Source organism: Streptomyces sp. NTD91, from assembly GCF_059510455.1.
This window is the reverse complement of the sequence record NZ_JCAJZW010000021.1, coordinates 119,583-139,404: the sequence shown is the minus strand read 5'-3', so window position 1 is coordinate 139,404 and position 19,822 is coordinate 119,583. Positions and strand designations below refer to the sequence as shown.

Sequence of the window (19,822 nt, the reverse complement as noted above, 5' to 3'; positions counted from 1 at the left end):
GGTTCGGTCGGATCGGCCCGGGTCCGCGACGCCCGGATCGGCACCTCGCCACGATGTCGGACCATCCGGGTACGCCCGGTACGCGGGTGGTCCTCCGCCGTGCGACACACCGCACCGGACGCCGCGGCCCGTCCGACCCGGTCCGAACGAAACCCTCACGAAACCCTCTGGACGACTCCGCGCCCGCAGGCGGCGTTGTCGGTGGAGTGGTCCACCATGGGCCCATGAGCGATCATCGTGGATCCGGCACGGAGCCCACCCGCATCCCCGCCCCCGACGGAATGGCCCCCGCGGCCCACTGCAGCCACGTCGTCTCGGCGGCCCGCCGCCTCGTCGCCGTCTCCGGCCGGCTCCCCCTGGACGAGCACGGCGGACTGGTCGGCGCGGGTGACCCCGCGGCCCAGGCCCGCCAGGTGTTCGAGAACCTCAGGCGCTGCCTCGCCGCGGCCGGCGCCGGCTTCGAGCACGTGGTGAAGCCGACCTGCTTCGTCACCGGCACCGCCCACCTCCCGGCCATCCGCGGGGCCCGGGCCGCCCACATACCCGACGACCGCCTCCCGGCGTCCTCCGCCGTCCAGGTGGCCGCGCTGGTGGCCCCGGAGTTCCTGATGGAGATCGAGGCGCTCGCGGTGGTCGGCGCATGAGCTCCCTGACCGTCCGGGAGATGAGCCTCGCCGACTGCGACCGTGTCTCCGAGATCCGCATCCGAGGCTGGCAGCACGCCTATCGGGGGCTGATGCCGCAGGCGTACCTCGACGGCCTCGGCGTCGCGCAGGACGCCGAGCGGCGCCGGACCTGGTTCGCGCGAGGGGACGGGTCCGTGGTGAACCTGGTCGCCGAGCGGGCGGGCGAGATCCTCGGCCGGGCGGCGTACGGGCCCTACCGGGACGGTGAAGTGCGCACTGCGGACGCGGAGTTGTACGCGATCTACGCAGATCCGGCGCACCTCGGCCGCGGGGTCGGACGGGCGCTGCTGTCGGCGTCGCTCGAGCGGTGCGCCGACCGTCCCCGCATGTTCCTGTGGGTCCTCAGGGAGAACGCCGCCGCCCGACGGTTCTACGAACGCGCCGGCTTCCGCACGGACGGCGCCGAGGAGCCGTTCGACGTGGACGGGGTGCCCGTGCCGGAGGTGCGCTACGCCAAGGAGCTGAGCGGCTGACCGCCCGTCAGGTCACCTCCGTGCGCTGCTGGGGGATCCGCCAGAGTGCCCGCGCCGCCGCCCGGGCGAGGGCCGGGTGGGCCAGGGCCTCGGTGAGGACGCGGCGGGCCCGCGGATCGCCGAGGGCGCCCAGGCCCTCCACGCAGGCGAGGGCGACCCGGCGGTAGGGGTCGTGCGGGCGCAGGCGGCGTTCCAGGGTGGTGATCAGCGCGGGCACGGACTCCGGGGCGCGCAGAGCGGTCAGCAGCCGTACCGGCTGCAGGGCGTAGGCGACGCGGAGTTCGTTGGTGGCGAGGGCCGCCGCCGCGCGGGCCGTGCGGGGGTCGCCGAGGCGGGCCAGGGCGTGGGCGGCGGAGGCGCAGCGCGGGGGGTCGCGGTGGTTGAGCAGCAGCACCAGGGACTCGAAGGCCCGCCGGTCGCCGGCGCGGCCGAGCCGGAACGCGGCCAGCTCCCTGGCCCACAGCGGCTGTCCGGGCGCGGTGAGCACCTCCGCGAGTTCGTCGTGGTCCTCGGTCGCCAGCAGCCGCTCGAACGCCGCCGAGCCGCGCGACTCCTGCCGTAAGCGCTCCGTGAGTGATCGCAACTCTTCGTCCACGAAGTCCAGCGTATGCGGGTGCGGGGACCCGAGGGAGCTACATCACAAACTCCGGCCGGACTCAGGGCTGGCGCGCTCGTTACTGGCAAGTTAAGCTCAGACGAGCGAGTTACCCACTCGCATCCGCTGGCGACGGTTTGGTGACGCGGCCGTCGCGAGCTGGTCGGTTCGGTACGGACGTGTACCGCTGGTACGACCCGGCTCCGGGACAGGGCCGGTCGGAGTTCCTGCCGTTTGCCGCTCGCGGGCGATGTGCATCGCCCGTGGCATCCGGCAGCACCGGGCGTGTGCGCTCGCAGCCCGGCAACACACCCGCACCCTTTCCGCCCCGTGGTGCGCCCCTCGGCGCACCCGGCGCGCTCCTCGTCGTCACCCTCTTTCCTGGAGTCCCGCGATGGCCACTCCCCTGTCCCCCCAGTCCGGCACCCCGCAGCCCCTCAAGACGATCGCCGTCGTCGGCCTCGGCACCATGGGCACCGGTATCACCGAGGTCCTCGCCAAGGCGGGCCGCGAGGTGATCGGCATCGACATCAGCGAGGCCCAGGCCGCGAAGTGCGTCGCCACGCTGGAGACCCGCACCGCCCACTGCGTGGAGCGCGGCCGGCTCACCGAGCAGGAACGCGCCGACACCCTGGCCCGGATCCGCACCGGCACCGACCTCTCGGCGGCGGCCGAGGCCGACCTCGTCATCGAGGTGGCCCCGGAGTCGTACGAGACCAAGCACCAGATCTTCCGCGAGCTGGACGGCATCGTCCGCCCCGGGACGATCCTCGCGACCGGCACCAACGCCCTGTCCGTGACCCGCCTCGCCGCCGACTCCGCCCGCCCCGAGCGCGTGCTCGGCCTGCACTTCTTCAACCCGGCGCCGGCGATGAAGCTGGTCGAGGTCGTCTCGTCGGTGCTGACCGCGCCTGGCGCCGTCGCCGCCGTGACCGACCTCGCGATCGAGCTGGGCAAGGAGCCGGTCGCGGTCGGCGACCGCCCCGGTTTCGTCGCCGACGGCCTGCTCTTCGGCTACCTCAACCAGGCGGCCGCGATGTACGAGGCCCGCTATGCCTCCCGCGAGGACATCGACGCGGCGATGCGGCTGGGCTGCGGTCTGCCGATGGGCCCACTGGCGCTGCTGGACCTGATCGGCGTCGACACCGCGCGTACGGTCCTGGAAGCCATGTACGCCGAGTCCCACGACCGGCTGCACGCCCCGGCCCCGATCCTGAAGCAGCTCAGTGAGGCCGGCCTGACCGGCCGCAAGGCCGGACGTGGCTTCTACACCTACGCGGGGCCGAACAGCGCCACCGTCGTGCCGGACGCGCTGACCCCGGCCGAGGGCGGCTCGGCGGGCTGCGGACGCGAGGTCCGCTCGGTCGGCGTCGCCGGCTCCGGCACCATGGCCTCCGGCATCGCCGAGGTGTTCGCCAAGGCGGGCTACGACGTCGTGCTGGCCGCCCGCAGCGAGGAGAAGGCGCAGACCGCCAAGGCCCGGATCGGCAAGTCGCTTTCGCGCTCTGTCGACAAGGGGCGGCTGACCGCGGAGGCCGCCGCGCAGATCCTGGACCGGATCTCCCCGGCCGGGTCCTACGACGACTTCGCCGACGTGGACCTGGCCGTCGAGGCGATCGCCGAGGACCTGGAGGTCAAGCGGCAGCTGTTCGCCACACTGGACAAGGTCTGCAAGCCCGGCGCGGTCCTCGCCACCACCACCTCCTCGCTGCCCGTCGTCGCCTGCGCCCGCGCCACCTCGCGCCCGCAGGACGTCATCGGCATGCACTTCTTCAACCCCGCGCCCGCGATGAAGCTGGTCGAGGTCGTGCGCACCGTGCTGACGGCCGACGACGTCCATGCCACCGTCCGCGAGGTCTGCGCGAAGATCAGGAAGCACCCGGTGGACTGCGGCGACCGGGCCGGCTTCATCGTGAACGCGCTGCTGTTCCCGTACCTCAACAACGCGATCAAGATGGTCGAGGAGCACTACGCGTCCCTGGACGACATCGACGCGGCGATGAAGCTCGGCGGCGGCTACCCGATGGGCCCCTTCGAGCTGCTGGACGTGGTCGGCCTGGACGTCTCGCTGGCCATCGAGCAGGTGCTGCACCGGGAGTTCCGCGATCCGGGCCTGGCCCCGGCCCCGCTGCTGGAGCACCTGGTGGCCGCGGGCTGCCTCGGCCGCAAGACCGGCCGCGGCTTCCGCGAGTATGCCCGGCGTTGACGGCGCCGGCGACTGGTCGCACGCGGAGACGGACTGGGGCGGACTGCTCGGCCCGGCGGACACGCCCCCGCCCTCCTGGGGCGGGGCGGGCCCCCGGGCCGGGCGAAACCCCTCACCCGCGCACCGAACTGCGCACATGCAGTACGTTCGGGGCATGTCCCAGCCCGCCAAGTCCTCACGTACACCAGCCACGCCCGACGCGCCGGAAAGTGCCGCAGGCAGTCGCGCCGCCGCCCAGCGGCTCAAGATGCGCCGAGAACTGGCGGCGGCAGCGATGGAACTCTTCGCGACCAAGGGGTACGAGGCGACCACCGTCGACGAGATCGCGGCCGCCGCAGGGGTCGCCCGCCGTACCTTCTTCCGTCACTTCCGTTCCAAGGAAGAGGCGATCTTCCCGGACCACGACGACACGCTGATCCGCGTCGAGGCGGTCCTCAACGCCGCTCCCGCGCACGAGCATCCGCTCGACGCCGTGTGCCGCGGCATCAAGGAAGTCATGAAGATGTACGCGGCCGCCCCGGAGGTCTCGGTCGCCCGCTACAAGCTCACTCGCGAGGTGCCCACCCTGCGGGAGGCGGAGATCGCCTCGGTGGCCCGCTACGAGCGGCTGTTCACCCGCTACCTCCTCGGTCACTTCGACGAACGCGCGCACGCCGACGACGCCAACGACGACCCGCTGCTGGCCGAGGTGGCCGCCTCCGCCGTCGTCACCGCCCACAACCACGTGCTGCGGCGCTGGCTGCGCGCGGGTGGCCAGGGGGACGTGGAGGCGCAGCTGGACCACGCCTTCGCGATCGTCCGCAGGACGTTCGGCACCGGGATCGGCGCGGGACGCGGCACCGCGCCGAGGCCGACCGCCTCCGCGACGTTCGGGCAGGGCGAGGTGCTGGTGACGGTCGCCCGCACCGACGCGCCGCTGCACGAGGTCATGCGCACCATCGAGCAGGCGCTCAAGGAGCGCTGACCCCGGTCTCACCCCTGTGACAACGGCCACCCCCCGGGTGGCCGTTTTTGCGGCTCGGCGCACCTTTTCACCCTCTCCCGGACGCAGGCATGATCGATCATCGCTCATCTGTCAAGTAAAGAATTCATCTGAGAGCAACATCTGGCACTCAGTGCCTTGCCACCTGACACGCGGTGTCATACGTTGAAGGTGTCCGGGCGGCCGGCGAGCAGAGACCGATCGCTCGTCGGCTGTCCCCAAGGGTCATTGGCCCGAGCGCCCGGACGCCTGCGTCACAGGCAACCTCCCGCGCCACAAAGCGCTGCCGAAGCACCACCGAGCCGAACCGACGGCACACCCCGAAACCCTCAGCAGCACTCACCGCAGCACCGACGATCCCTCAGCGCTCCTCCCTCAGGGCGCTCACCGCCGGAGGCAACACCGTGACCGTGAAGGACATCCTGGACGCGATCCAGTCGCAGGACGCCACGTCCGCCGACTTCGCCGCCCTGCCGCTCCCCGAGTCGTACCGCGCGATCACCGTGCACAAGGACGAGACGGAGATGTTCGCGGGTCTGGAGACCCGCGACAAGGACCCCCGCAAGTCGATCCACCTCGACGAGGTGCCCGTGCCCGAGCTGGGCCCGGGCGAGGCCCTGGTGGCCGTCATGGCCTCCTCGGTGAACTACAACTCGGTGTGGACCTCGATCTTCGAGCCGCTCTCCACCTTCGGGTTCCTGGAGCGCTACGGCCGCACCAACGAGCTGGCCAAGCGCCACGACCTGCCGTACCACATCATCGGCTCCGACCTCGCGGGCGTCGTCCTGCGCACCGGCCCCGGCGTCAACGCCTGGAAGCCCGGCGACGAGGTCGTCGCCCACTGCCTGTCCGTCGAGCTGGAGTCCTCCGACGGCCACAACGACACGATGCTCGACCCCGAGCAGCGCATCTGGGGCTTCGAGACCAACTTCGGCGGCCTCGCGGAGATCGCCCTGGTCAAGTCGAACCAGCTGATGCCGAAGCCGGACCACCTGAGCTGGGAGGAGGCCGCGGCCCCCGGCCTGGTGAACTCCACCGCCTACCGCCAGCTGGTCTCCCGCAACGGCGCCGCCATGAAGCAGGGCGACAACGTGCTCATCTGGGGCGCGAGCGGCGGCCTCGGCTCCTACGCCACGCAGTTCGCGCTGGCCGGCGGCGCCAACCCGATCTGCGTCGTCTCCTCCCCGCAGAAGGCGGAGATCTGCCGGTCCATGGGCGCCGAGGCGATCATCGACCGCAACGCCGAGGGCTACAAGTTCTGGAAGGACGAGCAGACCCAGGACCCGAAGGAGTGGAAGCGCTTCGGCAAGCGCATCCGCGAGCTCACCGGCGGCGAGGACATCGACATCGTCTTCGAGCACCCCGGCCGCGAGACCTTCGGCGCCTCCGTCTACGTCACGCGCAAGGGCGGCACCATCACCACCTGCGCCTCGACCTCGGGCTACATGCACGAGTACGACAACCGGTACCTGTGGATGTCGCTGAAGCGGATCATCGGCTCCCACTTCGCCAACTACCGCGAGGCCTGGGAGGCCAACCGCCTCATCGCCAAGGGCAAGATCCACCCGACCCTGTCGAAGGTCTACTCCCTCGATGACACCGGCCAGGCCGCCTACGACGTCCACCGCAACCTGCACCAGGGCAAGGTCGGCGTGCTGTGCCTCTCCCCGGAGGAAGGCCTGGGCGTGCGCGACCCCGAGATGCGCGCCAAGCACATCGACGCCATCAACCGCTTCCGCAACGTCTGAGAGCCGCAGATGACAGAGCGTCAGCCTTCGGGCAGCCGGAGGGAAAAGGACCGTCCGTGGCTCATGCGGACGTACGCCGGCCACTCGACGGCGGAGGCGTCCAACGAGCTGTACCGGCGCAACCTGGCCAAGGGGCAGACCGGTCTGTCGGTGGCGTTCGACCTGCCGACGCAGACCGGTTACGACCCCGATCACGTCCTCGCCCGCGGCGAGGTCGGCCGGGTGGGCGTACCCGTGTCCCATCTGGGCGACATGCGCCGGCTGTTCCAGGACATCCCCCTGGAGCAGATGAACACCTCGATGACGATCAACGCCACCGCCATGTGGCTGCTGGCGCTCTACCAGGTCGTCGCCGAGGAGCAGGGCGCGGACATCACCGGGCTCCAGGGCACGACCCAGAACGACATCGTCAAGGAGTACCTGTCCCGGGGCACCCATGTGTTCCCCCCGGGGCCGTCGCTCCGCCTGACGACGGACATGATCGCGTACACGGTCTCCCACATGCCGAAGTGGAACCCGATCAACATCTGCAGCTACCACCTGCAGGAGGCCGGGGCCACGCCGGTGCAGGAGATCGCGTACGCGATGTCCACCGCGATCGCCGTCCTGGACGCCGTGCGCGACTCCGGCCAGGTGCCGCAGGAGCGCATGGGCGACGTGGTCGCCCGCATCTCCTTCTTCGTGAACGCGGGCGTCCGCTTCATCGAGGAGATGTGCAAGATGCGGGCGTTCGGCCGCATCTGGGACCAGGTCACGCGCGAGCGGTACGGCATCGAGAGCCCCAAGCAGCGCCGCTTCCGCTACGGCGTCCAGGTCAACTCGCTCGGCCTGACGGAGGCTCAGCCGGAGAACAACGTCCAGCGGATCGTGCTGGAGATGCTCGCCGTGACGCTCTCCAAGGACGCACGCGCGCGTGCCGTGCAGCTGCCGGCCTGGAACGAGGCGCTGGGCCTGCCCCGCCCCTGGGACCAGCAGTGGTCGCTGCGCATCCAGCAGGTGCTCGCCTACGAGAGCGACCTGCTGGAGTACGACGACCTCTTCGAGGGCTCGAAGGTGATCGAGGCGAAGGTGGACCAGCTGGTCGCGGACGCCCTCGCGGAGATCGAGCACATCCAGGAGATGGGCGGCGCGATGGCCGCCGTCGAGTCGGGCTACCTGAAGTCGCAGCTGGTCGCCTCGCACGCCGAACGCCGGGCCCGGATCGAGTCCGGCGAGGAGAAGATCGTCGGCGTCAACATCTTCGAGGGCACGGAGCCGAACCCGCTCACGGCGGACCTGGACACCGCGATCCAGACGGTCGACCCGGCGGTCGAGGCCCGCGTCATCACCTCGCTGCAGAACTGGCGCGACGCGCGCTACCAGCCGCCCTTCAACCACCCGCGCCCCTGCAAGGCCCTGGAGCGGCTGAAGGAGGCCGCCAAGGGCACCGAGAACCTGATGGAGGCCACGCTGGAGTGCGCCCGCGCCGGCGTCACCACCGGCGAGTGGGCGGCGGCCCTGCGCGAGGTGTTCGGGGAGTACCGGGCGCCCACCGGAGTGTCCTCCGCGCCGGTGGCCGTCACCGCCGAGCCGGGCTCCGCGCTCGCGGACGTGCGGGCCGGGGTGGACGCCACCGCCCGCGAGCTGGGCGTGGGCAAGCTGCGCTTCCTGGTGGGCAAGCCGGGTCTGGACGGGCACTCCAACGGTGCCGAGCAGATCGCCGTACGCGCGCGTGACGCGGGCTTCGAGGTGGTCTACCAGGGCATCCGGCTGACGCCCGAGCAGATCGTGGACGCGGCCCTCGCCGAGGACGTGCACGCGGTCGGCCTGTCGATCCTGTCCGGATCGCACGCGCAGTTGGTCCCGGACGTACTCCAGCGGCTGCGTGTGGCCGGTGCCACAGATATACCGGTGATCGCCGGTGGCATCATCCCGAATGGTGACGCCGAGCAACTGAAGGACGCCGGAGTGGCCGCCGTCTTCACCCCGAAGGACTTCGACATCACCGGAATCATCGGCCGCATCGTCGACGAGATCCGGAAAGCGAACAAGCTCGACCCTCTGGAGGTCCCCGTATGACGACCGTCAACCGCCTTCGCCCGCGGCGCTCCTGCCTGGCCGTACCGGGCAGCAACCCGCGCTTCCTCGAGAAGGCGCAGGGCCTCCCGGCGGACCAGGTCTTCCTCGACCTGGAGGACGCCTGCGCGCCGCTCGCCAAGCCCGAGGCGCGGCACACCATCGTCAAGTTCCTCAACGAGGGCGACTGGACCGGCAAGACGCGGGTCGTGCGGGTCAACGACTGGACGACCGAGTGGACGTACCGTGACGTGGTGACGGTCGTCGAGGGCGCCGGCCAGAACCTCGACTGCATCATGCTGCCGAAGGTGCAGAACGCCCAGCAGGTCGTCGCGCTGGACCTCCTGCTCACCCAGATCGAGAAGACCATGGGCTTCGAGGTCGGCCGGATCGGCATCGAGGCGCAGATCGAGAACGCGCAGGGCCTGAACAACGTCAACGAGATCGCGCAGGCCTCGCCGCGCATCGAGACGATCATCTTCGGACCGGCCGACTTCATGGCGTCCATCAACATGAAGTCCCTGGTCGTGGGCGAGCAGCCGCCCGGCTACCCGGCGGACGCCTACCACTACATCCTGATGAAGATCCTGATGGCCGCCCGCGCCAACGACCTCCAGGCGATCGACGGCCCCTACCTGCAGATCCGCAACGTCGACGGCTTCCGCGAGGTGGCCGGCCGCGCCGCCGCCCTCGGCTTCGACGGCAAGTGGGTGCTGCACCCCGGCCAGGTGGACGCCGCCAACGAGGTCTTCTCGCCCTCGCAGGAGGACTACGACCACGCCGAGCTGATCCTGGACGCGTACGAGTACTACACGTCCGAGGCCGGCGGCAAGAAGGGCTCCGCGATGCTCGGCGACGAGATGATCGACGAGGCCAGCCGCAAGATGGCCCTGGTCGTCGCGGGCAAGGGACGCGCCGCCGGCATGCAGCGCACCAGCAAGTTCGAGATCCCGGAGGCCTGAGCGCGATGCAGTTCGGACGCACCTACGAGGAGTTCGAGGTCGGTGCGACGTACAAGCACTGGCCGGGCAAGACGGTCACGGAGTACGACGACCACCTGTTCTGTCTCCTCACCATGAACCACCACCCGCTCCACATGGACACCAACTATGCGGAGAGGACGACGGACTTCGGCAAGAACGTCGTCGTCGGGAACTACATCTACTCCCTGCTGCTCGGCATGTCCGTCCCGGACATCTCCGGCAAGGCGATCGCCAACCTGGAGATCGAGTCGCTCAAGCACGTGGCGCCGACCTTCCACGGCGACACGATCTACGGCGAGACGACCGTGCTCGACAAGTGGCCGTCGAAGTCGAAGAACGACCGCGGCATCGTCCACGTCGAGACCAAGGGCTACAAGCAGGACGGCACACTCGTCTGCGTCTTCCGCCGCAAGGTCATGGTGCCCACCGAGACGTACATCAAGGAGCGCGGCGGCGAGCAGCCGGGCCGCCCGGAACTCGAGCAGCAGGAGAAGTAGGACATGGCCCGTCTCGCCCAGACCGCCGGTCTCACCGACGTCCAGCAGGAGATCCTCTCCACCGTCCGGGACTTTGTCGACAAGGAGATCATTCCTGTCGCGACCGAGCTGGAGCACCGCGACGAGTATCCGCAGCAGATCGTGGACGGCCTGAAGGAACTCGGCCTGTTCGGTCTGATGATCCCCGAGGAGTACGGCGGGCTGGGCGAGTCGCTGCTCACCTACGCGCTGTGCGTGGAGGAGATCGCCCGCGGCTGGATGTCGGTGTCCGGCATCATCAACACCCACTTCATCGTCGCGTACATGCTCAAGCAGCACGGCACGCAGGAACAGAAGGACCACTTCCTGCCGAGGATGGCGGCCGGCGACATCCGGGGCGCCTTCTCGATGTCGGAGCCCGGTCTGGGCTCCGACGTGTCGGCGATCACCTCCAAGGCGGTCAGGGACGGCGACGAGTACGTCCTGAACGGCCAGAAGATGTGGCTGACGAACGGCGGCACCTCGTCCCTGGTGGCCGTTCTCGTCCGCAGTGACGAGGGTCACCCCGAGGGCACGGCCCCGCACAAGTCCATGACGACCTTCCTGGTCGAGAAGGAGCCGGGCTTCGGCGAGGTCCGGCCGGGCCTGACCATCCCGGGCAAGATCGAGAAGATGGGCTACAAGGGCGTCGACACCACCGAGCTGATCATGGACGGGCTGCGGGTGCCGGCCGATCGGGTGCTCGGCGGCGTCACCGGCCGAGGTTTTTACCAAATGATGGACGGCGTCGAGGTCGGCCGGGTCAACGTGGCGGCGCGCGGCTGCGGCGTCGCCCAGCGCGCCTTCGAGCTGGGTGTACAGTACGCCCAGCAGCGGCACACCTTCGGCAAGCCGATCGCCCAGCACCAGGCCATCCAGTTCAAGCTGGCGGAGATGGCGACCAAGGTCGAGGCGGCCCACGCGCTGATGGTCAACGCGGCCCGCAAGAAGGACTCCGGCCAGCGCAACGACCTGGAGGCCGGCATGGCGAAGTACCTGGCCTCCGAGTACTGCAAGGAGGTCGTGGAGGACGCCTTCCGGATCCACGGCGGCTACGGCTTCTCCAAGGAGTACGAGATCGAGCGCCTGTACCGTGAGGCGCCGATGCTGCTCATCGGTGAAGGTACCGCCGAGATCCAGAAAATGATCATCGGTCGCAGACTGCTCGAAGAGTATCGATTCCAGGGCTGAATGTCCGGATACGGGGTGTTTTCTTCGAGAAGAAGATCACACCCCGTAGATACTCTTCGGCCGCCGACTCGGCTTCCCAGCTTGCCCAGTTGCGGCCCGCGACCGGTACGATCCCGGAAAGCCGCCGTCCCCCGTCCTGCGCGGCATCATCCGCTACGAAGGTCATCCATGCCCCACAGCCAAACCTCTGCACCTCGCGACAGCCGAGCCGGCGTACGCCTCGCGCGCGGAGCATCGCCGTGGCTTCTCCCGACCGTCGCCACCGCAGCCCTCAGCCTGGCCCGCGCCCGCCGCTCCGGCACGGCCAAGGCCCTGGCCGTGCCCGCCACCGCACTCGCGGCGGGCATGCTGTGGTTCTTCCGCGACCCCGAGCGCGAGATCGGCTCCGGCCGGGTGATCTCGCCCGCCGACGGCGTGGTGCAGAGCATCATGCCGTGGAAGGACGGCCGCACCCGCGTCGCGATCTTCATGAGCCCGCTGAACGTCCACGTCAACCGCGCGCCCCTCGCGGGCACGGTGACGTCCGTCGAGCACATCCCCGGCGGCTTTGTTCCAGCTTTCAACAAGGAGAGCGAGAACAACGAGCGCGTAGTCTGGCACTTCGACACCGAACTCGGCGACATCGAGATGATCCAGATCGCCGGCGCGGTGGCCCGCCGCATCGTGCCCTACATCCCCCGGGGCACGAAGGTCGAGCAGGGCGACCGAATCGGTCTGATCCGCTTCGGCTCGCGTGTCGACCTCTACCTGCCCGAGGGCGTGGAGGTCGCGGTCGAGGTCGGACAGAAGACCGTGGCTGGGGTGACTCGCATTGACCGTGATTGATCCGGAGACCCAGGCGGGCTGGGTGCCCGAGGCCGACGAGCTGGACGACGAGGAGGAGATGCCCCTCTCGCTCCGGCTGTCGATAGCGGACACGCTCACCCTGGGCAACGCCACGTGCGGGTTCATGGCGGTGTACTTCACCACCACCGGCATCCTGATCCCGCATCTGACCGGGAACGACGAGTCCGCGGGCATGGCGCGGCACAGCGCCGCCACGGCCGTCATCCTGATGCTCTGCGCGGCCGTCTTCGACCTGTTCGACGGCCTCGTGGCCCGCAAGCTTCGCTCCTCGCCGATGGGCGCGGAGCTGGACAACCTCTCCGACCTGATCAGCTTCGGGCTCGCGCCCGCCTACTTCGTGCTCGTCTACGGCATGGTCGCGGACGACGCGCACCAGAGAGTGGCGGCGCTCGGGGCGATCGTGGTGCTCCTGGCCGTCGTCCTGCGCCTGGCGCGCTTCTCGTGCGTGACGATGAAGGACGGCATGTTCCAGGGCATGCCCTCGCCGTTCGGCGCGCTGACAGTGGTCTCCATCGTCCTGCTGGAGCTGCCCTTCGTGGCGACACTGCTGGCGATTCTCGGCACTGCGTGGCTGATGGTGAGCCGCGTGGAGTACCCGAAGCCGCGGGGCCGGCTCGCCGTGGCCATGCTCACCTGGATCGTGCTCTCCATGGGCCTGCTGGCGGCCTGGGCCTTCGACGCCCCGAGCGGCCAGCTGCTTCTCCAGACGGGCTGTGCGCTGCAGCTGGTCATGGGCGCGGTGATCCCGCTGTTCGCCACGGCCCGGCGCGTGAACAACTTCCGGGACAACCGCCGCGAGGCGCGGGCGGCGCAGCTGCCGTAGCGGTGCTTGCCACGAAGGGCCCCCGGACCGTTGCCCGGTCCGGGGGCCCTTCGCTGCGATGACCGGCCCGGGGGCTCAGCCCAGGCAGTCCTCGGCGATGCGCGCGGCGACCCGTTCCAGGATGGGCCCCGCGTCAGCGATGCACGTGGCGACGTCCGGCTCGACGGACGTCAGGGGGTACGCCCGTTCGATCCCGGCCCGGATCAGCGCCTCCGGCGACAGGGCCAGCCGGCCGCACACAGCCACCACGGTCTTCCCCGCGGCGCGCGCCGCCGCGGCCACACCGGCCGGCGCCTTGCCGTGCAGCGTCTGCTCGTCCAGCGAGCCCTCGCCGGTGATCACCAGCGAGGCCCGGTCCAGCGCGGGCGCGAAGCCCAGGACGTCCAGCATGACCTCGATGCCGGGCCGGAAGCGCGCGCCGAGGAGCAGCGCGCCGTAGCCGATGCCGCCCGCCGCGCCCGCGCCCGGCGACGCGGCGTACTGCGCCGCCTCCGGCCCGACCTCGGCCTCCAGCACCTTGGCGAAGTGGGCCAGCGCCGCGTCCAGTGTGTCCACGTCGTCGGGTGAGGCGCCCTTCTGCGGCCCGTACACCGCCGGTGCGCCCTTCGGCCCGGTCAGCGGGTTGTCGACGTCGCTGGCCAGTACCAGCTCGACGGAGGACAGCCGGGGGTCGAGGCAGGACAGGTCGCACCGGGCCAGATCGGCCAGCCCGCCACCGCCCGGCGACACCGGCTCACCGTCCTCGTTCAGGAACCGGGCGCCCAGCGCGGACAGCATCCCCGCGCCGCCGTCCGTCGTGGCACTGCCGCCGACGCCGAACACGATCGTCCGCGCCCCAGCGTCGAGCGCGGCCCGCACCAACTCGCCGGACCCGTACGTGGAGGCCGTCAGGGGCGCGAAGACGCCCGCCGGAAGACGCTGGAGACCACTGGCCTCGGCCATCTCCACCACCGCGGTGTCGCCGCGCAGCGCGAACGCGGCGGTCACCTCCTGACCCAGCGGGCCGGCGACCCGTACCTCGCGCCGCTCGAAACCGGCCGCCACCGCCGCGTCCACGGTCCCGTCGCCGCCGTCGGCCACGGGCAGCGCCTCGACGTGAAGGTCCGGCGCGACCCGGCGCAGCCCGGCCGTCACCCGCTCGGCGACCTGCACGGCCGTCAGCGAGCCCTTGAACTTGTCCGCGGCGATGAGCACCCGACGGGTCTCGTTCACTGCAGCGTCCGCCACCTTGCTTTCCCCTTGCTCTCCGGGCCCCGCGCACGTCGGGGCCAGTCGCGCCGCTGCGACCCTAGCCGGAGGACACCCCTGCCGTCATGCCCCGACCGCAGGCTGGGAAGGACCTGGGAACCTGCTGGGAAAACGGGTAGACCCCAGCCATGACCACCACAGGACCGGACCTCGCCGACCGGATCCACGGCGGCTGGCTCGGCCGGATCGCGGGCAACATGCTCGGCAAGCCGGTCGAGCAGGGCGAGGTGTGGACCCCCGCGCGCATCGACCGCTACCTGCGCGCAGCCGGGGCACTGCCGCTCACCGACTACCTGCCCGAGCCCGCCGACGCGGCCGAGGCGGCCGTGCTGCGTCCCGAGTGGCGCGGCTGCGTGCGCGGCCGGATCCACGGCAGCGTCCGCGACGACGACGTCGACTACGCGATCCTCGGCCTGCACCTGCTGGAGACGCACGGCTTCGGCTTCAGCACCGAGCAGGTCGGCGACCTGTGGCTGCTCAGGCTGCCGTACCTGCAGACCTTCACGGCGGAACGGGCGGCGTACCGCAATCTCGCGAACGGGCTGAAGCCGCCGCTGACGGCGACGTACGACAACCCGTACCAGGAGTGGATCGGCGCGCTGATCCGCGCCGACGTCCACGGCTGGACCCGTCCCGGCGATCCCGTCGGCGCCGCCGCCCTCGCCCGCCGTGACGCCATGCTGTCGCACACCGGCAACGGGGTGTACGGGGCCATGTGGGCCGCCGCGCTGATCGCGGCGGCCTTCACCTCCTCCACCGCGCGCGGCGCGCTCGACGCGGCCCTCGGTGTGATCCCCGCGGGCAGCAGGCTCGCCCGTACCGTACGGCGCGTGACCAGCCTGCACGACACGCGGCTGCCCTGGGAGGAGACCCTGGCCACGCTGGCCGCGGAGACCGCCGGGTTCGGCTGGATCCACACCGTCTCCAACGCCGCCGTGCTGACCGCCGGGCTGCTCTACGGCGAGGGCGACTTCACCCGGACCATCGCGCTGACCGTGCGCGGCGGCCTGGACACCGACTCCAACGGGGCGACGGCGGGCTCCGTGGCCGGGGTGCTCACCGGCGCGGACGCGATCCCGGCCCAGTGGAGGGACCCGCTCCAGGACACGGTGAGGAGCGCGGTGTTCGGCTTCGACGGCGCACGGATCAGTGCGCTGGCCGAACGCACCCTGCGCCTGGCGACGACCGCCACCCGACCGTGCCGCCGCTGGTTACCCTTCCCCAATGACCACGACTCCTGACTTCGCCACGTACATCGCGAGCCTGCCCCGGGTCCTCGCCGGTGCCGCCGTGCTCTTCCGGGACGCCGAGGGGCGTGTGCTGCTGGTCGAGCCCAACTACCGCGAGGGCTGGGCGCTGCCGGGCGGCACGATCGAGTCGGACGACGGGGAGACTCCGCGCCAGGGCGCGCGCCGGGAGACGCTGGAGGAGATCGGCCTCGACCGGGAACCGGGCCGGCTGCTGGCCGTGGACTGGGTGCACGGCGCGGGCCGTCCGCCGCTGGTGGCGTATCTGTACGACGGCGGAGTCCTCGCCGAGGCCGACCTGAAGGCGGTCCGTCTGCAGGAGGAGGAACTGCTCTCCTGGCGCCTGGTCCCCCGCGAGGACCTCGCCGCCCACCTGCCCGAGGCCCTCGGCCGCCGCGTCCTGACCGCCCTGGACGTGCTCGCGGACGGCTCCGGCACGGCGGAACTGGAGAACGGCCACCGGGTGGCGTGACCGGCCCGGCCCCGGCCGGTGCCTCAGACCAGAACCAGGACCGCGACGATGGCGATGAGCGTGACGACCGTGCTGGCGATGACCATTCCCATGCGCGCCGGCGCGTAGAGCCCGAGGTCGAGTTGGCGACCCACGGAGCGGTAACGGACGGTGCCGTACGCACCGACGAGCAGGCCCGCCAGCAGCAGGATGGCCCCGGAGACCACGGCGCGGATGCCGCGGTCCGGAGCGAACTTGGCCACGGCGACACCCAGTGCCGCCATGCTGATGCCGGTGCGCAGCCAGGCGAGGTAGGTCCGTTCGTTGGCCAGGTGGTCCCGGGCGCGGCTGCCGGTGTTGGGAGTCGCGTCCTTGCGCGGGTCACCGCTCACGGATTCAGGCCCTGTGTACGGCCGGGGGCCGCCCGCTGCCGTCGAGGGCCTCGGGGCGGGGCGCGTGCAGGCGCATGGTGACGCCGAGCGGGCCCGAGGGGGCGGGCAGCCAGTTCGCTCGGCGGCCGGCGCCGCAACCGGCCCGGCTGACGAAGAGGTCGAGAAAACCGTCGGCGTGGTGGGTCAGCGGGTCGCGGGCCAGGCAGAGGTAGGCCTCACGGCCGAGGATTCGCAGGTCATCGGCCAGTTTCGCCATGACGCCGCTCCTGTCTCCGGACGAGCGTGAGGGGACGTGCCCCTTCTCAGGCTGGCACCGTCCCGGCTCATCGGCGACGCGAGGCACCGGCAGGAACCCGCCCCGCATCCCCGTCCCGCGGGCGATATCCGCTCGCCCCGCGGGTACCGGCGCCCTACTGTCGGTCCCATGGACAGGCCTCTCGTAGCCATTCTCAGCGGCGCAGGCATCTCGACCGATTCCGGGATCCCCGACTATCGCGGTCCGAACGGACTGTGGCGGCGGGATCCGGAGGCGGAGAAGCTGGTCACGTTCGACTACTACATGACGGACCCGGAGATCCGGCGGCGGTCCTGGCAGATGCGGCGCAAGAACCGCACGCTGAGGGCCGAGCCGAACGCCGCGCACCGGGCGGTCGCCGAGCTGGAGGGGTCCGGCGTCCCGGTGCGGGTGATCACCCAGAACGTGGACGGGCTGCACCAGTTGGCCGGCATGCCCGCGCGCAAGGTGCTCGAACTGCACGGCAGCGCACGCGGTGTCGTGTGCACGCGGTGCCATGCGCGCGGGCCGATGGAGGACGCCCTCGCCCGCGTCGAGGCCGGCGAGGAGGATCCGCCGTGCCGGGAGTGCGGCGGCATCCTCAAGTCCGCCACCGTGATGTTCGGCGAACGGCTGGATCCGGTGGTCCTCGGCGAGGCCATGGCCATCTCCAAGGCGTGCACCGTCTTCGTCGCCGTCGGCAGCAGCCTCCAGGTCCAGCCCGCCGCGGGACTGGTGGGCATCGCCGCCGACCACGGCGCCCGCCTGATCATCGTCAACGCCGAACCCACGCCGTACGACGACCGGGCCGACGAGCTCATCCGCGTACCGATCGGCACCGCGCTGCCCGCACTGCTGCGTACGCTGAGCGGCGGAGCCGACGTCCGAGAACGGTGACGGGAGTTCGTGGGGCCTGCCCCTGGCGGTGGGCGGCGCAGGGGATCACTCCCTCGGCGCCCGGCAACCCGGCTGCCCGCAACCGCTGTCCGCATGCAGGAGCGCGGACTCGGGCGCGCCGGGGCGGGTTGGCGAAAGGCTCACCCGGGGAGGGTGGAGCGGCGGCCGTCCGACCCGGATGGCCGTGGCTGGAACAGTGCCGCAGCCCGTTCGAAGTCCAGCAGGCGGCGTTTGCGGTCCAGGCCGCCGCCGTACCCCGTGAGGTCGCCGTTCGCGCCGACGACACGGTGGCAGGGGACGATGATGCCGATCGGGTTGCGGCCGTTGGCGAGGCCGACCGCACGGGACGCCCCGGGGTTGCCGAGGATGGCGGCGAGTTCGCCGTAGCTGCGGGTCTCGCCGTAGGGGATGCGGGTCAGCTGGTCCCAGACGCTGCGCCGGAACGGTGTTCCGTCCAGGCGGAGTTCGAGGGTGAACCGCGTCAACTTCCCTGCGAAGTAGGCCGACAGCTGCTCCTCGGTCTCCGCGAAGGGGGCGTCGTCGCGGCTGCCGAAGGTCTCCTGCGGCGGCCGGTGGCGCTGGTCGGTCATGTAGAGGCCGCACAGGACGCCGTCGTCGGCGACGAGGGTGAGCGGGCCGTAGGGGCTGTCGATGACGGTGTGCCGTTTCGTCGAGACATCCATGATCGAGAAAAGTCCTCACACGGGAAGGAAGTTGATCGGGTGACCGTCGGTCGCCCACAGGTACTGCACGGCGTACGCCCGCCAGGGCCGCCACGTCTCGGCGCGGGCCGTCAGCGCCGCCGGGGTGGCGGGCAGGCCCAGTTCCGCTGCCGCACGCCGGATGCCGAGATCGGTGGGGAGGAAGGCGTCGGGGTCGCCGAGGGCGCGCATGGCGATGACGTCGGCGGTCCAGGGACCGAAACCGGGCAGGGACAACAGCCGGGCACGGGCCTCGGCCCAGTCGGACTCGACCCCCAGCTGGAGGGTTCCTCCGGCCAGTTCACGGACGAGAGTGGTGAAGGTGGTGCGCCGGGTGCGGGGCATCGCCAGGGTCTCCGGGTCGACGGCGGCGAGGGACTCCGGGGACGGGAAGAGGTGGGTGAGGCCGCCCTCGGGGTCGTCGAGGGGCTTTCCGTGCGCCGTGACCAGGCGGGCGGCGTGGGTGCGGGCGGCGGCCGTGGACACCTGCTGTCCCAGGACGGCGCGGACGGCGAACTCGGCCTCGTCGACCGTGCGCGGCACCCGGCGGCCGGGCGCCTTGTCGACCAGCGGCGCGAGCAGCGGATCGGTGCGCAGACGGTCGTCCACGGCGACCGGGTCGGCATCCAGGTCGAGCGCACGGCGGCAGCGGCTGATCGCCACCGGCAGGTCGCGCAGGTCACTGAGGGTGAGGCGGCAGGCGATGTGGTCGGGGCAGGGCGTGAGGGAGACGATCCCGTGGCCGTACGGCAGGCGCAGCGTGCGCCGGTAGGCACCGTTCCGCCATTCCTCGACACCGGGTACGGCCGTGGCGGCGAGGTGCCCGAAGAGATTGGACGGGTTGAGCGGAGCGCGGAACGGCAGCCGCAGGCCGATGCCGGCCGGGGTACCGGCCCCGGACCGCGGCGCGCGGGCGCGCAGGTCGCCCGGGGTCAGGGCGAACACCTCGCGGACGGTGTCGTTGAAGGCGCGGACGGAGGCGAAGCCGGCCGCGAAGGCGATCTCCGCCATGGGCAGGACGGTGGTCTCGATGAGCAGCCGCGCGGTCTGGGCGCGCTGGGCGCGGGCGAGGGCGAGCGGGCCGGCGCCGAGTTCGGCGAGCAGTTGCCGCTCGACCTGGCGGGCGCTGTAGCCGAGGCGGGAGGCGAGTCCGGGCACGCCCTCGCGGTCCACGACCCCGTCGGCGATGAGCCGCATGGCGCGGGCCACCAGGTCGGCGCGCCGGTTCCACTCCGGGGAGCCGGGGCTGGTGTCCGGGCGGCAGCGCTTGCAGGCGCGGAACCCGGCCTGCTGGCAGGCAGCCGCGCTCGGGTGGAACGTCATGTTCTCGGGCTTGGGAGGGACGACGGGACAGCTGGGACGGCAGTAGATCCGGGTGGTCAGGACCGCCGTGAAGAACCATCCGTCGAACCGGGCGTCCTTGGACTGCACGGCACGTACACAGTGCTCCCGGTCGAGGTGCGTCGCTGTCCGCATGCGTCCAGCATCGACCGGGCGGCCCCTCGTGTG

Annotated in this window: 20 protein-coding genes; 14 read left to right on the top strand and 6 right to left on the bottom strand. The window is 71.3% G+C overall.

Annotated features, from left to right (window positions below):
- Positions 1–224 precede the first annotated feature (224 nt).
- Both AC5WRT_RS22175 and AC5WRT_RS22170 read left to right on the top strand, forming a co-directional pair.
- The gene (locus tag AC5WRT_RS22175; protein WP_496095218.1) at positions 225–644 is read left to right on the top strand and encodes a RidA family protein; all 420 of its coding nucleotides are present in this window, start codon (positions 225–227) and stop codon (positions 642–644) included.
- Positions 641–1,159 carry a GNAT family N-acetyltransferase gene (locus AC5WRT_RS22170; RefSeq protein ID WP_496095217.1) on the top strand — a complete coding sequence of 173 codons (519 nt, stop codon included), beginning with the start codon at positions 641–643 and terminating at the stop codon, positions 1,157–1,159. Before AC5WRT_RS22175 ends, AC5WRT_RS22170 begins: the two co-directional genes overlap by 4 nt.
- 7 nt (positions 1,160–1,166) lie before the next feature.
- On the opposite strand, the gene AC5WRT_RS22165 is transcribed toward AC5WRT_RS22170, so the two are convergent.
- Positions 1,167–1,754, bottom strand: coding sequence for an adenylosuccinate lyase (locus AC5WRT_RS22165; protein WP_496095216.1), 588 nt, complete (start codon positions 1,752–1,754; stop codon positions 1,167–1,169).
- A 394-nt stretch (positions 1,755–2,148) separates the two neighbouring features.
- Here AC5WRT_RS22165 and AC5WRT_RS22160 point away from each other — a divergent pair, with 394 nt between their 5' ends.
- The 9 genes from AC5WRT_RS22160 to pssA all read left to right on the top strand — a co-directional run bounded on the left by AC5WRT_RS22160 (position 2,149) and on the right by pssA (position 13,103).
- Positions 2,149–3,960, top strand: a complete 1,812-nt coding sequence (locus AC5WRT_RS22160) for a 3-hydroxyacyl-CoA dehydrogenase family protein (RefSeq protein WP_496095215.1) — start codon at positions 2,149–2,151, stop codon at positions 3,958–3,960.
- A gap of 154 nt (positions 3,961–4,114) precedes the next feature.
- Positions 4,115–4,924 (top strand): TetR family transcriptional regulator, encoded by an 810-nt coding sequence (locus AC5WRT_RS22155; protein ID WP_496095214.1) that lies wholly within the window; start codon positions 4,115–4,117, stop codon positions 4,922–4,924.
- A 428-nt stretch (positions 4,925–5,352) separates the two neighbouring features.
- Positions 5,353–6,690: a crotonyl-CoA carboxylase/reductase gene (gene ccrA, locus AC5WRT_RS22150; RefSeq protein ID WP_496100533.1), complete on the top strand. Its 1,338-nt coding sequence runs from the start codon at positions 5,353–5,355 to the stop codon at positions 6,688–6,690.
- Positions 6,691–6,699: 9 nt separating this feature from the next.
- Positions 6,700–8,748, top strand: coding sequence for a protein meaA (locus tag AC5WRT_RS22145; protein WP_496100531.1), 2,049 nt, complete (start codon positions 6,700–6,702; stop codon positions 8,746–8,748).
- The gene (locus AC5WRT_RS22140) at positions 8,745–9,707 is read left to right on the top strand and encodes an HpcH/HpaI aldolase/citrate lyase family protein (RefSeq protein WP_496095212.1); all 963 of its coding nucleotides are present in this window, start codon (positions 8,745–8,747) and stop codon (positions 9,705–9,707) included. Before AC5WRT_RS22145 ends, AC5WRT_RS22140 begins: the two co-directional genes overlap by 4 nt.
- Positions 9,708–9,712: 5 nt before the next feature.
- Positions 9,713–10,225: a MaoC family dehydratase gene (locus AC5WRT_RS22135; RefSeq protein ID WP_496095211.1), complete on the top strand. Its 513-nt coding sequence runs from the start codon at positions 9,713–9,715 to the stop codon at positions 10,223–10,225.
- A 3-nt stretch (positions 10,226–10,228) separates the two neighbouring features.
- Complete coding sequence (locus tag AC5WRT_RS22130; protein ID WP_496095210.1) at positions 10,229–11,434, top strand: acyl-CoA dehydrogenase family protein; 1,206 nt, start codon at positions 10,229–10,231, stop codon at positions 11,432–11,434.
- 168 nt (positions 11,435–11,602) lie between these two features.
- Positions 11,603–12,259 carry a phosphatidylserine decarboxylase gene (locus tag AC5WRT_RS22125; RefSeq protein WP_496095209.1) on the top strand — a complete coding sequence of 219 codons (657 nt, stop codon included), beginning with the start codon at positions 11,603–11,605 and terminating at the stop codon, positions 12,257–12,259.
- Positions 12,260–12,281: 22 nt separating this feature from the next.
- Positions 12,282–13,103 carry a CDP-diacylglycerol--serine O-phosphatidyltransferase gene (pssA, locus tag AC5WRT_RS22120; RefSeq protein WP_496095224.1) on the top strand — a complete coding sequence of 274 codons (822 nt, stop codon included), beginning with the start codon at positions 12,282–12,284 and terminating at the stop codon, positions 13,101–13,103.
- A 75-nt stretch (positions 13,104–13,178) separates the two neighbouring features.
- Here the strand turns inward: pssA and AC5WRT_RS22115 are convergent, their stop codons facing one another.
- Positions 13,179–14,315: a glycerate kinase gene (locus AC5WRT_RS22115; RefSeq protein WP_496100530.1), complete on the bottom strand. Its 1,137-nt coding sequence runs from the start codon at positions 14,313–14,315 to the stop codon at positions 13,179–13,181.
- Between the two features lie 164 nt (positions 14,316–14,479).
- Here AC5WRT_RS22115 and AC5WRT_RS22110 point away from each other — a divergent pair, with 164 nt between their 5' ends.
- Both AC5WRT_RS22110 and AC5WRT_RS22105 read left to right on the top strand, forming a co-directional pair.
- On the top strand, positions 14,480–15,592 hold the full coding sequence (locus AC5WRT_RS22110; RefSeq protein ID WP_496095207.1) for an ADP-ribosylglycohydrolase family protein: 1,113 nt from the start codon (positions 14,480–14,482) through the stop codon (positions 15,590–15,592).
- Positions 15,576–16,070: an NUDIX domain-containing protein gene (locus AC5WRT_RS22105; protein ID WP_496095206.1), complete on the top strand. Its 495-nt coding sequence runs from the start codon at positions 15,576–15,578 to the stop codon at positions 16,068–16,070. Before AC5WRT_RS22110 ends, AC5WRT_RS22105 begins: the two co-directional genes overlap by 17 nt.
- 23 nt (positions 16,071–16,093) lie before the next feature.
- On the opposite strand, the gene AC5WRT_RS22100 is transcribed toward AC5WRT_RS22105, so the two are convergent.
- Together AC5WRT_RS22100 and AC5WRT_RS22095 are read right to left on the bottom strand one after the other, a co-directional pair.
- The gene (locus AC5WRT_RS22100; protein WP_496095205.1) at positions 16,094–16,441 is read right to left on the bottom strand and encodes a YidH family protein; all 348 of its coding nucleotides are present in this window, start codon (positions 16,439–16,441) and stop codon (positions 16,094–16,096) included.
- A gap of 4 nt (positions 16,442–16,445) precedes the next feature.
- The gene (locus AC5WRT_RS22095) at positions 16,446–16,697 is read right to left on the bottom strand and encodes a DUF1214 domain-containing protein (protein ID WP_496100529.1); all 252 of its coding nucleotides are present in this window, start codon (positions 16,695–16,697) and stop codon (positions 16,446–16,448) included.
- 168 nt (positions 16,698–16,865) lie between these two features.
- On the opposite strand from AC5WRT_RS22095, the gene AC5WRT_RS22090 reads away from it, so the two are divergent.
- On the top strand, positions 16,866–17,612 hold the full coding sequence (locus tag AC5WRT_RS22090; protein WP_496095203.1) for an SIR2 family NAD-dependent protein deacylase: 747 nt from the start codon (positions 16,866–16,868) through the stop codon (positions 17,610–17,612).
- Positions 17,613–17,752: 140 nt separating this feature from the next.
- On the opposite strand, the gene AC5WRT_RS22085 is transcribed toward AC5WRT_RS22090, so the two are convergent.
- Positions 17,753–18,295: a methylated-DNA--[protein]-cysteine S-methyltransferase gene (locus AC5WRT_RS22085; RefSeq protein ID WP_496095202.1), complete on the bottom strand. Its 543-nt coding sequence runs from the start codon at positions 18,293–18,295 to the stop codon at positions 17,753–17,755.
- 15 nt (positions 18,296–18,310) lie between these two features.
- Positions 18,311–19,789 (bottom strand): AlkA N-terminal domain-containing protein, encoded by a 1,479-nt coding sequence (locus AC5WRT_RS22080; RefSeq protein ID WP_496095201.1) that lies wholly within the window; start codon positions 19,787–19,789, stop codon positions 18,311–18,313.
- Between the last annotated feature and the right edge of the window lie 33 nt (positions 19,790–19,822).

Excerpts from the sequence above, each read along its gene's own strand:
- AC5WRT_RS22175 (WP_496095218.1), top strand. The coding sequence starts at position 225 with ATGAGCGATCATCGTGGATCCGGCACGGAGCCCACCCGCATCCCCGCC.
- AC5WRT_RS22170 (WP_496095217.1), top strand. The coding sequence starts at position 641 with ATGAGCTCCCTGACCGTCCGGGAGATGAGCCTCGCCGACTGCGACCGT.
- AC5WRT_RS22160 (WP_496095215.1), top strand. The coding sequence starts at position 2,149 with ATGGCCACTCCCCTGTCCCCCCAGTCCGGCACCCCGCAGCCCCTCAAG.
- AC5WRT_RS22155 (WP_496095214.1), top strand. The coding sequence starts at position 4,115 with ATGTCCCAGCCCGCCAAGTCCTCACGTACACCAGCCACGCCCGACGCG.
- AC5WRT_RS22145 (WP_496100531.1), top strand. The coding sequence starts at position 6,700 with ATGACAGAGCGTCAGCCTTCGGGCAGCCGGAGGGAAAAGGACCGTCCG.
- AC5WRT_RS22140 (WP_496095212.1), top strand. The coding sequence starts at position 8,745 with ATGACGACCGTCAACCGCCTTCGCCCGCGGCGCTCCTGCCTGGCCGTA.
- AC5WRT_RS22135 (WP_496095211.1), top strand. The coding sequence starts at position 9,713 with ATGCAGTTCGGACGCACCTACGAGGAGTTCGAGGTCGGTGCGACGTAC.
- AC5WRT_RS22130 (WP_496095210.1), top strand. The coding sequence starts at position 10,229 with ATGGCCCGTCTCGCCCAGACCGCCGGTCTCACCGACGTCCAGCAGGAG.
- AC5WRT_RS22125 (WP_496095209.1), top strand. The coding sequence starts at position 11,603 with ATGCCCCACAGCCAAACCTCTGCACCTCGCGACAGCCGAGCCGGCGTA.
- AC5WRT_RS22110 (WP_496095207.1), top strand. The coding sequence starts at position 14,480 with ATGACCACCACAGGACCGGACCTCGCCGACCGGATCCACGGCGGCTGG.
- AC5WRT_RS22105 (WP_496095206.1), top strand. The coding sequence starts at position 15,576 with ATGACCACGACTCCTGACTTCGCCACGTACATCGCGAGCCTGCCCCGG.
- AC5WRT_RS22095 (WP_496100529.1), bottom strand. The coding sequence starts at position 16,697 with ATGGCGAAACTGGCCGATGACCTGCGAATCCTCGGCCGTGAGGCCTAC.
- AC5WRT_RS22090 (WP_496095203.1), top strand. The coding sequence starts at position 16,866 with ATGGACAGGCCTCTCGTAGCCATTCTCAGCGGCGCAGGCATCTCGACC.
- AC5WRT_RS22085 (WP_496095202.1), bottom strand. The coding sequence starts at position 18,295 with ATGGATGTCTCGACGAAACGGCACACCGTCATCGACAGCCCCTACGGC.
- AC5WRT_RS22080 (WP_496095201.1), bottom strand. The coding sequence starts at position 19,789 with ATGCGGACAGCGACGCACCTCGACCGGGAGCACTGTGTACGTGCCGTG.